Origin of the sequence: Nonomuraea sp. NPDC049709 (genome assembly GCF_040674815.1) — a bacterium.
Lineage (GTDB): Bacteria > Actinomycetota > Actinomycetes > Streptosporangiales > Streptosporangiaceae > Nonomuraea.
This window is the reverse complement of the sequence record NZ_JBFANM010000149.1, coordinates 1-13700: the sequence shown is the minus strand read 5'-3', so window position 1 is coordinate 13700 and position 13700 is coordinate 1. Positions and strand designations below refer to the sequence as shown.

13 protein-coding genes are annotated in these 13700 nt (G+C 71.3%); 10 read left to right on the top strand and 3 right to left on the bottom strand.

Annotated elements, in window-relative coordinates; genetic code table 11:
* The 7 genes from AB0J69_RS59765 to AB0J69_RS59735 form a co-directional block, all read left to right on the top strand.
* On the top strand, positions 1 to 345 hold a 345-nt coding region (locus AB0J69_RS59765; RefSeq protein WP_364137840.1), incomplete at its 5' end, for a S41 family peptidase.
* A 10-nt stretch (positions 346 to 355) separates the two neighbouring features.
* Complete coding sequence (locus AB0J69_RS59760) at positions 356 to 1513, top strand: alpha/beta hydrolase (protein WP_364137838.1); 1158 nt, start codon at positions 356 to 358, stop codon at positions 1511 to 1513.
* Between the two features lie 125 nt (positions 1514 to 1638).
* Positions 1639 to 2409 carry a hypothetical protein gene (locus AB0J69_RS59755; RefSeq protein ID WP_364137836.1) on the top strand — a complete coding sequence of 257 codons (771 nt, stop codon included), beginning with the start codon at positions 1639 to 1641 and terminating at the stop codon, positions 2407 to 2409.
* 196 nt (positions 2410 to 2605) lie between these two features.
* A complete protein-coding gene (locus AB0J69_RS59750; RefSeq protein ID WP_364137834.1) occupies positions 2606 to 3274 on the top strand; it encodes a hypothetical protein in 669 nt (222 codons plus the stop codon).
* A gap of 75 nt (positions 3275 to 3349) precedes the next feature.
* Positions 3350 to 4729, top strand: a complete 1380-nt coding sequence (locus tag AB0J69_RS59745; protein WP_364137833.1) for a DUF4331 domain-containing protein — start codon at positions 3350 to 3352, stop codon at positions 4727 to 4729.
* A gap of 25 nt (positions 4730 to 4754) precedes the next feature.
* Positions 4755 to 6056 (top strand): tetratricopeptide repeat protein, encoded by a 1302-nt coding sequence (locus tag AB0J69_RS59740; RefSeq protein ID WP_364137831.1) that lies wholly within the window; start codon positions 4755 to 4757, stop codon positions 6054 to 6056.
* Positions 6053 to 7390 carry a High-affinity nickel-transporter gene (locus AB0J69_RS59735; RefSeq protein ID WP_364137829.1) on the top strand — a complete coding sequence of 446 codons (1338 nt, stop codon included), beginning with the start codon at positions 6053 to 6055 and terminating at the stop codon, positions 7388 to 7390. The genes AB0J69_RS59740 and AB0J69_RS59735 overlap by 4 nt, the downstream gene beginning before the upstream one ends.
* 57 nt (positions 7391 to 7447) lie before the next feature.
* Here the strand turns inward: AB0J69_RS59735 and AB0J69_RS59730 are convergent, their stop codons facing one another.
* Positions 7448 to 7936 (bottom strand): CAP family protein, encoded by a 489-nt coding sequence (locus AB0J69_RS59730; RefSeq protein WP_364137827.1) that lies wholly within the window; start codon positions 7934 to 7936, stop codon positions 7448 to 7450.
* 284 nt (positions 7937 to 8220) lie between these two features.
* Between AB0J69_RS59730 and AB0J69_RS59725 the strand changes: the two genes are divergently transcribed.
* Together AB0J69_RS59725 and AB0J69_RS59720 are read left to right on the top strand one after the other, a co-directional pair.
* Positions 8221 to 8598, top strand: a complete 378-nt coding sequence (locus AB0J69_RS59725) for a metalloregulator ArsR/SmtB family transcription factor (protein WP_364137825.1) — start codon at positions 8221 to 8223, stop codon at positions 8596 to 8598.
* Positions 8595 to 10691 (top strand): hypothetical protein, encoded by a 2097-nt coding sequence (locus tag AB0J69_RS59720; RefSeq protein WP_364137823.1) that lies wholly within the window; start codon positions 8595 to 8597, stop codon positions 10689 to 10691. The genes AB0J69_RS59725 and AB0J69_RS59720 overlap by 4 nt, the downstream gene beginning before the upstream one ends.
* Before the next feature lie 17 nt (positions 10692 to 10708).
* On the opposite strand, the gene AB0J69_RS59715 is transcribed toward AB0J69_RS59720, so the two are convergent.
* The gene (locus AB0J69_RS59715; RefSeq protein ID WP_364137842.1) at positions 10709 to 12187 is read right to left on the bottom strand and encodes a SulP family inorganic anion transporter; all 1479 of its coding nucleotides are present in this window, start codon (positions 12185 to 12187) and stop codon (positions 10709 to 10711) included.
* Between the two features lie 384 nt (positions 12188 to 12571).
* Here AB0J69_RS59715 and AB0J69_RS59710 point away from each other — a divergent pair, with 384 nt between their 5' ends.
* Positions 12572 to 12964: a MerR family transcriptional regulator gene (locus AB0J69_RS59710; RefSeq protein ID WP_364137821.1), complete on the top strand. Its 393-nt coding sequence runs from the start codon at positions 12572 to 12574 to the stop codon at positions 12962 to 12964.
* A 23-nt stretch (positions 12965 to 12987) separates the two neighbouring features.
* On the opposite strand, the gene AB0J69_RS59705 is transcribed toward AB0J69_RS59710, so the two are convergent.
* Positions 12988 to 13700: response regulator transcription factor (locus AB0J69_RS59705; protein WP_364137819.1), on the bottom strand; the 713-nt coding region annotated here is incomplete at its 5' end.

The following is a 13700-nucleotide window of genomic DNA, read 5'->3' as shown; positions in this document are numbered from 1 at the left end:
CGCACCGACGACACCGTCGACCTGCTCAACCTGCCACCGGCCGTACTCACCGACCGCGGCTGCGCCTCGGCCTGCGAACACTTCAGCTCCGCCGTCAAAGACCTGCACCTCGGCCCCCTGATCGGCACCAGAACCGCCGGCCTCATCTCCGGCCCCGCCCAGCCCTACCTCCTCGCCAACAACACCCTGCTCAGCTTCCCCACCAGACACCACCTGGGACCCAACCGCGAGCTCATCGACCGGATCGGCGTGCCACCCGACCACCACATGCCCCCAACCCCCAACGACGCGGCCACCGGACACGACCCCGCCCTGGCCAAAGCCCTGACCCTGCTGCACCAGTGAAGGAACCCCCATGAGACACCTCCTCGCTGCCGCCGCAGGACTGGCCATCCTCGCCGCGTCCGCCTGCTCCGCCCCCGCGCCACCCCGCACCGACGCCACCCCGTCGGCCGCCCCCACCGGACCGGCCGTCCTGCCCGCCCCCACCGGACCCCACCCGGTCGCCACCACCACCCTGTACCTGAACGACACCTCCCGCCCCGACCCGTGGAACCTCGACGCCGACACCAGAGAACTCAAGGTCACCCTGTGGTACCCGACCGAACAACGCCACGGGCAGCGGGCACCGTACATGACACCCAAGGAATCGCAGCTCGCCATGAGGCGCTACGGGATCGCGGGCGTGCCGGACGACATGCTGAGCAGGACGCGCACGAATGCGATCAAGGACGCCGAACCCACGGGGCAGAAGCTGCCGCTGGTGGTGCTCTCCCCCGGCTTCACCAATCCGATGAGCACGCTCACGTCCCTGGCCGAGGACCTGGCCAGCCGCGGGTACGTCGTGGCCGGCATCGACCACACCTACGAGAGCTACGCCACCACCTTCCCCGACGGCCGGATCGCCGAATGCCTCGCCTGCGACAGCGACACCGATCCCGGTTTCGGCGCGGGGTTGGTCGCCGGCCGGGCCGCCGACGTCTCCTTCGTGCTCGACCAGCTCCCGGCGAAGTGGAACGGCAGCGACCGGATCGACCGCTCCCGCACCGCGATGGTCGGCCAGTCGATCGGCGGAGCCAGCACCATGGCCACCATGGTGAACGACCCCCGGGTACGCGCCGGGATCGACATGGACGGCACCACCTACGCCCGCATCCCCAAGACCGGGCTCTCCCGGCCGTTCCTGTTCCTGGGCTCGGCACGACACGTCTCCGCAGGCCCCGCCCCCACCTGGGACCGCGACTGGAAGCTGCTCACCGGATGGAAGCGCTGGATCGTGCTGTCCGGAGCGGAACACCAGTCCTTCACCGACACCCCGCTGCTGGCGGACGCCCTCGGCATCAAGCCCCTCCCCGGCGTCCTGCCCGCGCCGCGCGCCGCCGAACTCACCCGCACCTACGTGGCCGCCTTCCTCGACCAGCACCTCAAATCGCGACGACAGCCCCTCCTGGACAAGCCCTCCGCGCGCCACCCCGAGGCCAAGTTCTGCCCCGCGGGGTGCGGTCAATCCTGAGGCCATGCGTGGTCGGCATTCCACCGGGTGGAAGCGGAGAGTAGTGCTATAACTACTTTCCGTTATCATGACGCCGGGGTGACCCTCCGGCGCCATCCCCCTGCTCTCCATGAAGGAGAACAAGCATGCGCTTGACCCGTGCGGCTCTGGCCGCCGGCGGCACCCTGCTGGCCACCGTCCTGCTGTCCACGCAGCCCACTCAAGCCGCCGCCCCCGGACGCGGCTGTCTCGCCGAGGGACAGATCGGCAGTTACCTGTCCAAGGAAGGCAGCGCGAAGGCTACCTTCTCCACCGAGTTCCTGGCCGAATTGAAGAGGGCCGGGATCAGGTTCGAGACGCTGGATCCGATCGAGATGGTCGACGGCGGCACCGCCGCCTGGATGCCCATCGGCGAGCGGTACGACAACATCGAGACCCCCAGCGGGCGGGTCTGCTACCCGGGCGGGTTCCGCCTCGTCAACGACGAGACCGGGGTGACGTACGAGATCGACACCTTCTGGGTGCTGTTCGCGGCCATGGGTGACAGCAAGTTCTTCGCCACCCCGGCCGTCAACGGGCAGCCCCGGCCGGACGGCGAGCTGGCCATGGTCAACTTCAGCGTCCCGCAGGCCCTCACCCCGGGCAACTTCGTCCCGCACAACGGCGGCATCGGCCCGCTCAAGGTCGTCCTGTCCATGGACCGAGGCTGGTCCGCGGACCTCAACAAGGAACTCGGCACGGCCTTCCGTGGCGGCATGCACTGGGCCGACCTGGACATCGCCTGGCAGGGCCCGCCGAGTCGGCCCATCCCGTCCGGCGCCTCGCTCGGCATGCTCGGCCTGAAGACGATGAGCGACGCCATTCAGGGCCACGGCGGCTTCGGCCTGCCCATGCCGAGGCCGCGCGGCATCTTCTGAGCGCGATCCTCTCGTAGGGCGTCCCGCGCGACGGGGCGCCCTACATCCATGGGCGGCGTCCAGGATCCCCGCGCCGGAATTGGACCCGCCGGCCTTGGGAAATCCCTTTACACAACGTGACTCGATCACTACTTTTAGCGAGTCATTGCAGGTCAGAGGCGTTCCATCGCCTCGCATCGACGAAAGGTCGATTGCTTTGCGTGTTCTTGTCCGCATCGCTCAAACACTCGCGATCGGCGCCGCGGTGTTCGCGGCTGCACCCGTCACCCCCGCCCACGCCGGACCGTTCCCGCCGCTCCCCGGTGTCCCCGGCGCCCCGTCCGTCGAGCCGCCGAGCGCCTCGTGTTTCAAGTTCCCGTACTTCGGCCCGAAGGGGCACGCGAACTTCGACTTCGGCCACGACATCGTCCGGCTGCTCGACGAGCGCGGCGTCCAGGTGGAGGGCATCGCCCCCATCGAGGCCAAGCCCGGGAACAAGGGCATCTACATGCCCATCGGGTGGAAGCAGGACCACATCGACCCGTGCAACGGCGTCTACTACCCCGGCGGTTTCGTCCTCAACGACGTCAGGAGCGGGCACACGGTCGCCATCCACGACATCTACCTGCGCCCCGACGGGGCACACGCGCAGGTGGAGATCGACGGGGAACCTCAGGGTGAGCAGCTCGTGGCCACGTACCGGCTGCACGAGTTCGTCCCGAACGTGCCCACGCCGCGTCCGCTCGAAGGCGGCATCGGGCCCAAGCACTGGCCGTTCTACACCAGCGCGTACCTCAGCCGGACGGTCAGGGACCTGACCGGCATCCCGCTGAACGAGGGCGACTACCTGGCCAACCTCGACGCGGTCGTCCAGTACGTGCCGTAGGCGACGCTCCCTGACCTGAGACCCACCGGGCCGTGCCCGCGGGCACGGCCCGGTACCTCGCGAATCGAGAGACAGATGCAACTGACCAGCGCTCGAGGCCGGTGGGCGTGGATCACCGGCACCTCCGTCGCCGTGCTGACGGCCACCGTACTGCTCGGCCCCACCATGCGTCCGGGCACGGCGACCAGCCACTGGGACGCCCCCGCCACCACCCTGAACAAGCAGATCGACGCCACCGACCTGTACGCCTTCACCAGCCCGGAGCGGCAGGACACGGTCACGATCGTGGCGGGCTACATCCCCTTCCAGGCCCCGCACAAGCCGTACCAGTTCGACACCGACGCCCGCTACGAGGTGCACGTCGACAACACCGGCACCGGCAAGGCCGCCGTCACCTACCGGTGGACGTTCGCCAACAAGGGGCTGCCGGTGCCCTCCTTCATCCGCAAGCGCGAGCACAAGGCCGGCCCGCTGGACTCCCTGGTCGAGCAGAGCTACACGCTGACCAGGGTGCGCGACGGCAAGTCGGAGACCCTGGTCCGCAACGGGTACGTCGCCCCCACCGACATGGGCGCCCCGGCCACGCCCGACTACCCGGCGCTGCGCCGCAAGGCCGTCCTCGACCTGCCCGGCGGGGGCAAGGTGTTCACCGGCACGGCCGCCGACCCGTTCTACTCCGACAACCACGCCGTCAACCTGCTCAGGTTCGGGCTGCCGTTCTTCCCGGTCAAGACCGGCGTGCCGACGAACGTCAGCGCCCTGGCGCTGCAACTGCCCAAGTCGGAGCTGGCGCTCGGCGGCGACCCGGACCGCAACCCGGTCATCGGCGTCTGGACCACGGCCTCCCGCAGGTCGAGCAGCCTGCTCGGGTCCGGCTCGGCCGACTACAAGCAGGTCTCCCGGCTGGGTAACCCCAACTTCAACGAAGTGATCATCCCGCTCAAGCACCGCGACCGCTTCAACTCCCTGCGGCCGGACGGTGACGAGAGCGGCAACCTCGTCGTGCCGTCCACGCTCGACCCCGACCAGGCCAGGGTCGTCGCCAGGCAGGCGAAGGTGGCGGCGCCGCCGGCCCCGCGCAAGGACCTGGAGCAGATCTACCTCACCGGCCTCACCACGCGGACGGGCGGGCCGATCGACCTGGACCTCAACTCCCACCAGCTCAACCAGGACGCCTCGCGCGTCGCCAAGGCGGAGGAGCTGCGGCTCAACATGAGCACGCCCGTCGCCACCGCACCCGACAAGTACGGCCTGCTCAAGGGTGACGTCCAGGGCTACCCCAACGGCCGGCGCCTCATCGACGACGTCGTTACCGTCAACCTGCGGATGCTCCTGGGCGAGCCCGCGGGCCGGGGCGCCCCGGGCCTCATCGCCGAGGACAACCCCGCCTTCCTGCTCAAGCCCATCACCGGCAGCTTCCCCTACCTGGCGCTGCCCATCACCGCCACCGGCTGAACCACCACCGAGGACGTCCGATCAGATGAGTCGCGTACGGCGATTGCTGCCCCTGCTGGGATGCGTGCTGCTGGGCTGCGTCCTGCTGACCCTGTACGCCCCGGAAGGCGTCCTGCGCCGGGACGAACCGCCTCCCGCGCTGGCGAGCTGGTCACCGTACGACCTGGCCGGATCGATCGAGGCCGCCCAGAGGCGCCTGCGCCGTCACCCCGACGACGCGGCGGTCTGGGCGAGCCTCGGCCACATGTACCTGGAGCAGGCCCGCCGCACCACCGACACCGCCTACTACGACAAGGCCAAAGGTGCGTTCGAACGCTCCATGCGCCAGCCCACCGGCGACGGGGAGCCGTACATCGACGCCATGATCGGCATGGGCGCGCTGGCCAACGCCCGGCACGACTTCGCGGGCGCCGTACGCTGGGCCGAGCGGGCCCGGGAGGCCGCGCCGTTCCGCTGGGCACTTTACGGCGTGCTCACCGACGCCTACCTCGAACTCGGCCGGTACGAGCAGGCCGAGACCGCGCTGCGGCGCATGCTCGGCGGCCGCCCCGACCTCGCCTCCTTCACCAGGGCCGCCCGCCTGGAACACCTGCGCGGCCGGCCCGGCCCGGCCCGCGACCTGCTGCACCGGGCCTGCGCGATCCCCGGCGACCCCGCCGAGTACGCCTTCTGCCAGTGGCAGCTCGGCGAGCTGGCCTGGCACAACGGCGACCCGCGCGCCGCGCTCGCCGCCTACACCCAGGCGCTGGCCGCCGATCCCGGGCACCTGCCCTCCCGCGCGGGCAAGGCGCGTGCCGAGGCCGCGCTCGGCCGCATCGACCAAGCGCTGCGCGACTACGCCGCCGCCGTGGCCCGCTCCCCATCCTTCGTCGTCGAATATGGGGAACTGCTGGAGCACCTCGGCGACCGGGACGGGGCCAGGCGGCAGTACGCCGTCTTCACCGCCCAGCACAAGCTGCTGACCGCGAACGGGGACACCGACAACCTGGCCGTGGGCACGTTCACGGCGAACCACGGCGACCCGGAGGCCGCCGTCAGATACCTGCGCGCGGAGTGGAAACGGCGCCAGAGCGTCGAGGTCGCCGACGCGCTCGGCTGGGCGCTGCACCGAGCCGGCCACCACACCGAGGCCGCCACGTACGCCGCCCGCGCCGACGCTCTCGGCGGGCGCAACGCGCTGTTCGCCTACCACCGGGGCGAGATCGAGCACGCGCTCGGGCACACCGCCGCCGCCCGCGCCCACCTGACCCGGGCGCTGTCCGTCAACCCGCACTTCGCACCGGCCGGGGCGGCACGGGCACGGGCGCTGCTGGCGGAGACGCCATGATCACCGCTCTCGTCGCCACCGTGCTGGCCGCGCACCCGCTGGGCAACTTCAGCGTCAACCACTACGACGGGCTGACGATCCACCGGGACCGGATCGAGCACCTGGCGATCGTGGACAGCGCCGAGATCCCCACCCTGCAACAGCCCCCCACCGGCCCCGCCCACCGCACCTGCACCGAGTTGCGGGACGCCGTCCGCGCGCAGGTCGATGGACGGCCGCTCGCCTGGCAGGTCGCCGACGCCTCCTTCGCCTACCAGCCGGGCGCCGCGGGGTTGCGCACCAGCAGGCTCACCTGCCGCCTGACCGCCCCGCTGCGCGTGGACCGGCGGCTCACCCTGACCTTCGCCAACGCCTACCGCGCCGACACCATCGGCTGGCGGGAGATCACGGCCAACGGGGCCGGCGTGCGCCTGCGCGCCTCCACCGTCCCCGCCGACAGCGTGTCCGGCGAGCTCCGCGACTACCCCGCCGACCTGCTCAGCTCGCCGCTCGACGTACGGCGGGCGCGTCTCACGGTGGAGCCGGGCGACGGCACCGCCGCCGCGCCGGCGCGGGTGCCGGGCGCGGACGCCGTCACCCGCTACACCGGCCTGCTGGCCGACCGGCTCAACACGCTGATCGGCGCCGACCGGCTGACCGTGCCGCTCGGGCTGCTGGCCCTGCTGTTGTCGCTGGTGCTGGGGGCCGTGCACGCCGCGATGCCCGGTCACGGCAAGACCGTCATGGCCGCCTACCTCGCCGGGCGGCGGGGTCGGCTGCGGGACGCCGTCACCGTCGCGGCCACGGTCACCGCCACCCACACGGCGGGCGTGCTGGTCCTGGGCGTGCTGGTCACGGTGGCCAGCGCGGTCGCCGGTGAGGTGGTGATGGGCTGGCTCGGCGTGGCCAGCGGGGTCCTCATCGCCCTGATCGGCCTCGCCCTGCTCCGCTCCGCCCTCCGCCACCGGCGCCACCCCGGTCACGGACATGGACATGGACATGGACATGGGCACGGGCACGGGCACGGTCATGGGCACGGGCACCGTAGGTGGTCGGATGGGGTCGTGGCGCTGGCCATGGCCGGTGGGCTGGTGCCCAGCCCGTCCGCCCTGGTGGTCCTGCTCGGCGCGATGGCGCTGGGACGCACCGCCTTCGGTGTCCTGACCGTGGTGTGCTACGGGCTCGGCATGGCGCTCACGCTGCTGGTCACGGCGCTCACCTTGCGCAGGCTGGGCGACCTCACCCTGGCCGGGCGGATGCGGCGGCTGCGCCCGTACAGCGCCGCCTTGACCGCCACGTTCGTCCTGCTCGTCGGCACGGGCGTCACCCTGCGCGCGGTGGCCGCCCTCGTGTGAATGCCACCGGGGGCCCGGCCTCGCCCGAGGCCGGGCCCCCCTGACGCGGCCGTTCGGCTAGGTGGGCAGGACGTTCTCCGCGAAGGCGCCCTGCATGTTTCCGCGCGGCTCGAAGACGAACACGATGTACGTCTCGAAGTATTCGCCACCCTGGCCCGCGGCGCGCGCGATGCCGACCTTGGTGCTGGACTTCCAGACGAGTTGCGTGAAGTGACCGCTGGTGGGTGAGAACTTGGCTGCGGCGAAGTCGTAGTTCTTGATCTCGTCGTACCATTCCCTGACCGCGTCCGACCCGGGCAGGGCCGCAGAGCCGCCGCCCCAGAAGATGTTCTCGCCCGTCTGCGTGCGCAGACCCGTGTGGCCGGCGTTGAGCCCTTCCTCCTCGGAGCGGGAGGCCGCCCGCTGCTTGGCGTAGGCGTTGAGCTCCGGGTCCATGACCAGCGGCGGCGCGTGGTGCTTGGCCCGGTAGGCATTGGCCTCGGCGAGTGCTTCGGCCTGGAATTCAGCCGTGGTGCTGTCGGGAAGAGCTGGGCGAGTTCCTGACATGTGGGTTCCCTACGGCGTTGGTGGACGCCCGCCGGATCGTGATCGTCGCGCGGTCGGGCCGGCGGGAGGGCGGCTTTCTGCCGCCGACTCCTCATCTTCCGCCGTCCACGAGAATGCGCCAGGTTCACCGGCTGTCCAACAACGGACACGCGGGCAGGAGGATCGCGCCGGTACGCGCCGCCGCCCCACCCCGGCCGGTCCACCTGGCCGTCACGCGGCGATCGCCCCGCTCGCCTGCCATCGCCTATGATTTCGACAGACGTCGAATTAGAGGGGGGAGCCGGATGGCCGCCACCACGACCCCATGCTGCGCGCTGATCGCGCGCGAGCCGCTGTCGGAGACCGACGCGGCCGACCTCGCGCTCATGCTCAAGGCGGTCGCCGACCCCGTCCGGCTGCGCCTGCTGTCGATGATCGGCTCCCACGCGGGTGGCGAGGCGTGCGTGTGCGACCTGACCGACGCCTTCGACCTGACCGCCCCCACCATCTCCCACCACCTCAAGGTGCTGCGCACCGCCGGGCTGATCGACGGCGAGCGCCGCGGCACCTGGGTCTACTACCGCATCGTCCCCGAGACGGTGAACCGGCTCGGCGCCCTCTTCACCCCGCTCACCGAGCCCGCGCCCGCCCAGCCGGTGGACGCCGAACTCCGCACCGCATGACCCGGGCCCCAGCCGATCCCCTGCGTTCGGACCCCGCTTTACGCGACCTCTACTCGGCCGCACTGACCCGGGCGCTGCGCGATCCGGAGATCCGGGACGCGTTCGACTACGTGACGGTGAAGCCGCTGCACATCCGGCTGGAGATGATGGAGCAGGCGGCCGAGGTCTTCGCCGCCGTGGCGCCGCCGGCCGAAGAGCCGGCGGCGCGGCGCGTGCCGGTGCCGCGCTTGCCGTTCGTCCTGCTGGCCACCGGCCTGCTGCTGCTGGGCCTGGCCACGGGGAGCTGGCGAGTCCCCGTGCTGCTGGGCCTGCCGTCCGTCCTCCTGATCGGCTCTTACCTGGTCCTGGTGCGCGGGCAGGGCTGGTCCAGAGTGCGCGAAGATCTGCGGTCGTTCCCGTATTCGCCGGTTCGGGCGAAGCTCGTACGGGACCTGGAGGACGGCGAGCTGGCGGCGCAGATCCGCCAGCGGATCAACGCCCGACGCGACCGCTTCGACCCCGTTTTCAGCGTGGCGGCGAGTCCCGGACTGAGCGAGGCGTTCGACAGCGCCTACCATGTGCCGACCCGGGTCGTGGACGACCTCGACGAACTCCTCGGACGCCTGTCCGGAGCGAGCGTGGGCATCGCGGGACCGCGCGGATCCGGCAAGTCCACGCTGGTCCGGCGCTACTGTGAGGGCGCCCTTCCCAGGCCGGGGACCGGAGATCTGCGGTTGCTGGTCTCGGCCCCGGTGGAGTACGCCCCGCGCGACTTCGTGCTGCACCTGTTCGCCGCGTTCTGCCGCGCCACGTTGCGGCACCTCGGGCCCGGCCGCCACCGCCGCGTCGGGCTCCGCCAGGCCCTCACCCTGATCGCGTACTGGCTGGTGAGCGCGGCTCTCGACACCTGGCCCGTGCTCTTCGCCGAGGTCGCCGGTGACGTGCTCCTGCGGCTCGTGTACGTGGAAGGACCGGTGCCGCAGTGGCTGGCCGACGTCGTCGACCGGTACGGCGACAACCTGGCGCCCGAGGCCCCCGGCCGGTGGGCGTCCTATCTCACTAGGCTCCTCGGCCTGGTCCACTTCGCCCTGTCCATCCGCCGCGCCGGGCGCAAGCACGATCCCGCCGACCAGCTCAGGACACGGGCCCGCCGCCATCTGGCGCAGATCCGCTACCTGCAGACCCAGACCACGGGCTGGTCGGGCACGGTCAAACTCCCGGTCTGGGTCGACGCGCAGCTGAGCGGCGGCCGCAGCCGGGCGGAGCAGCCCCTGAGCTATCCGGAGATCGTCTCCGCCTTCCGCTCCTACGTCCAGGACGTGGCCGGGCACCTCCGGCCGGACCACAGCGTGTACATCGGCATCGACGAACTCGACAAGATCGGGTCGGGCGACCGGGCGGAGCGCTTCCTCAACGAGATCAAGGGCATCTTCGGGCTGCCCAACACGTTCTTCATGATCTCGGTGTCCGACGACGCGATGAGCGCCTTCGAACGCCGTGGGCTGCCCTTCCGCGACGCCTTCGACAGCTCCTTCGACGAGATCGTCCGGGTGGGTCCGCTCTCCTACACCGAGTCCGTACGCTTCATCTACCGCCGCGTCGTCGGGCTCACCGAGCCCTATGTCGCCTTCTGCCACTGCCTGTCGGGCGGGCTGTCCCGCGACCTCCTCCGCGCCGCCCGCGCCGTCATCCGCGCCGCGCACGCCCTGCCCGCCGAGACGCTGGCCCCGATCTGCCTCGCCGTCCTCAAGGACGAGGTACGGAAGAAGGCCCGCGCACTCATGGAAGTCGCGGACGCCCTGCCCCCCGACGTCCTCGACCTGCTGCACGACCTGGCGTATCGCCGGTCGGAGCAGACGCCGTCCGAGACCCTGCGGAGCCTGCTGGGCTGCCCCTTGACCGGCCCCGCCGTCGAATTCGCCGGGTACGCCTACTTCTGCGCGACCCTGGAGGAGATCTTCACCGGCGAGCCGGCCCGGCTGCGCGGCGTCGGGGCCTTCGACGATCTCGCCGCCGCGCGGCACGCCTTCGCCTTCGACACCGGTCTCGCCTGGCGGACGATCTCCGCCGCGAGGCGCGCATGGGCGCTCAAGCCGTACGAGCTGCCCGCCTGACCGGCTAAGCGGCCGGCTCAGTGGCTGCCGGACAGCTCTCCGGACAGGGAGGAGTGCATGCGGGCGCTGGGCTGGTTGAGGCCGATGATCCGTACGCTCTTGCCGCGGGCGGCGTACTTGGCCTCGATGGCGTCCAGGGCGGCCACGGAGGAGGCGTCCCAGATGTGCGCGTCGGTCAGGTCGATGACCACGTCGCCGGGATCGCCCGCGTAGTCGAACTGGGAGACCAGGTCGTTGCTGGAGGCGAAGAACAGCTCGCCGGTGACGGCGTAGACGACCTGCTTGCCGTCGGGGTCGAGGCAGGCGGTCACGCTGGCCAGGTGGGCGACGCGGCGGGCGAAGATGACCAGGCCGGTGAGCGAGCCGACGACGACGCCGATGGCCAGGTTGTGGGTGGCGACCACGACGGCGACGGTGACGACCATGACGGTGATCTCGCCGGCGGGCAGGCGCTTGAGGGTGGCCGGGGCGACGGAGTGCCAGTCGAAGGTGCCGAAGGAGACCAGGATCATGACGGCGACGAGGGCGGCCATCGGGATCTGGGACACCCAGGGGCCGAAGACGATGCACAGCACCATGAGCAGGGCACCGGCGGTGAAGGTGGACAGGCGGGTACGGGCGCCGTTCCTGACGTTGATCATGGTCTGGCCGATCATGGCGCAGCCGCCCATGCCGCCGAAGAAGCCGGTGACGATGTTGGCGATGCCCTGGCCGATGGACTCGCGGGTCTTGGAGGAGTGGGTGTCGGTGATGTCGTCGACGAGCTTGGCGGTCATCAGCGACTCCATGAGCCCGACCAGGGCGAAGCCGACCGCGTACGGCGCGATGAGGGTCAGGGTGCCGAGTGTGAAGGGCACGTCCGGCAGGCCGGGGAGGGGCAGGGCGGAGGGCAGCGCGCCGCGGTCGCCGACGGTGGGCACGGCGAGGTGGGCGCCGACGGTGAGGGCGGTGAGCGCGGCGATGGAGATCAGCGGGGCCGGGACCGCCTTGGTCAGGCGGGGCAGGAACACCATCAGCGCGAGCGCGCCGCCGACCAGGGGATAGACGATCGAGGGAACGTCGATGAGCTCGGGCACCTGCGCCATGAAAATCAGGATGGCCAGGGCGTTGACGAAGCCGACCATGACGCTGCGCGGGACGAAGCGCATCAGCTTGGCCACGCCGAGGGCACCGAGAGCGATCTGGATGACGCCGCCGAGGATGACGGTGGCGATCAGGTAGCCGAAGCCGTGCTCGCGTGCCAGGGGCGCCACGACCAGGGCGATGGCGCCGGTGGCGGCGGAGATCATCGCGGGCCGGCCGCCGGCGATGGCGATGACCACGGCCATGGTGAAGGAGGCGAACAGGCCGACGCTGGGGTCGACGCCGGCGATGATGGAGAACGAGATCGCCTCGGGGATGAGCGCGAGGGCGACGACCAGGCCCGACAGGATCTCCGTGCGAGCCACCGAGGGCGTCAGCCAGGCGGGGCGGCCGGGCCGCAGGCGGGCGGCCAGGGCGGCGGCCAGGGTGGCGGGCGAGTGGGCGGGCGTGGATGAGCTGGGCAACTGGCGTCCTTCAACGTGAGCGGCCCCGTACGGGGGGCGGCGGGCAGCGTGTCACCGGCCGGGGGCAAGCGGCTGGTGGCGGCGGCGCTCGTACGGCACCGGGGATGTCGTCAGGCGGCCGGTTGTGCCAGGGTGGCGGTGTGTCCGGGGCGGGCCTGCGCGGTTCGGCCATCGAGAACTCTACCCTAACGTTAGGGTAGAGATTTTGCGGGGTCGGGTGTTCACGCCCGCCGCAACCAGCTGAGCAGTGAGGTCGCACGAAAAATGGACGGATCACCGCTTTCCGCCGACGACGGCGAGGTTCCGGCCGCTGCGGGCGGTAGCGGAGATCACATGCACATCGGGCAGGTGGCGGCGCGGACCGAGCTGTCGCTGCGGACCATCCGGCACTACGACGAAGTGGGCCTGGTACGACCCTCCGCACGCAGCCAGGGCGGCTTCCGCCTCTACACCGAGGCCGACGTGGCCCGGCTGATGGTGATCCGCCGGATGAAGCCGCTAGGTTTCACGCTGGAGGAGATGGGCGAGCTGCTGTCCATCACCGACCGGCTCGACCAGGCCGGCGCGGCGGCCCTCGGCGAGGCCGAGCGCGAGCACTTGTCGCAGCGGCTGGGCCGATTCGAGCAGGCCACGCGCGAGCGCTGCGAAGCATTGCGCACCCAGCTGAGCCGGGCCGAGGAGTTCGCCGCCGACCTGCGGCGACGTGCCGGCCAGCTGACCACCTGACCGGTACTCGCCGTGGACGCGGCCTATGCGGGCCCGGGGGGTGTCGTGTCCAGCGCCTCCTCGGAGGCTTGCTCCGGTAGCACGAGCCGGTAGCCGACGCCGCGCACCGTCAGGATGTGCGTCGGCCTCTTCTCGTCGTCGCCGATGCGGCGGCGTAGCCGCTTGATGTGCACGGCGATGGTGTTGTTGGGCGGGGAGACGGTGCTGTGCCACACGTGCCGGCTGATCTCGTGGCGGGTGACCACGCGCCCGGCATTCTTCATGAGGTAGGCGAGCAGCTCGAACTCGCGCAGCGGGACGTGCACCGGCTCCCCGCACACCCGGACCACGTGCGCCACCTCGTCCAGCTCGACCTCGCCCACCAGCAGCGGCGCGGACGGGTTGGAACTGGCGTTGATCAGCGGAAGCAGCTCCGACGAACGATAGGGCCTGGCCACGCACGCCGTGGCGCCCGCGTGCAGCGCCCGCATGGCGAGCTCGGCGTCGCCCGGACCGACGCCCACGATGATCGTCATGTCCATCGATCGCCGCAAGGTGGTGATCAAAGTCACCGCCTCGATGCCGGGCAGGTCGGCGCTCAGCAGCAGCACGTCGGGCTGCGCGGCGCCGATGCGCAGCAGCGCCTCGACGCCGTCGGCACAGTGCGTCACCGTCACCCCGTGCGCGGACAGCTCGCTCAACTCGGCGTCCGGGTCGGGGGGGGCGGGCGCGGGGGGGGGGCGGGCCCCCCCCCGCC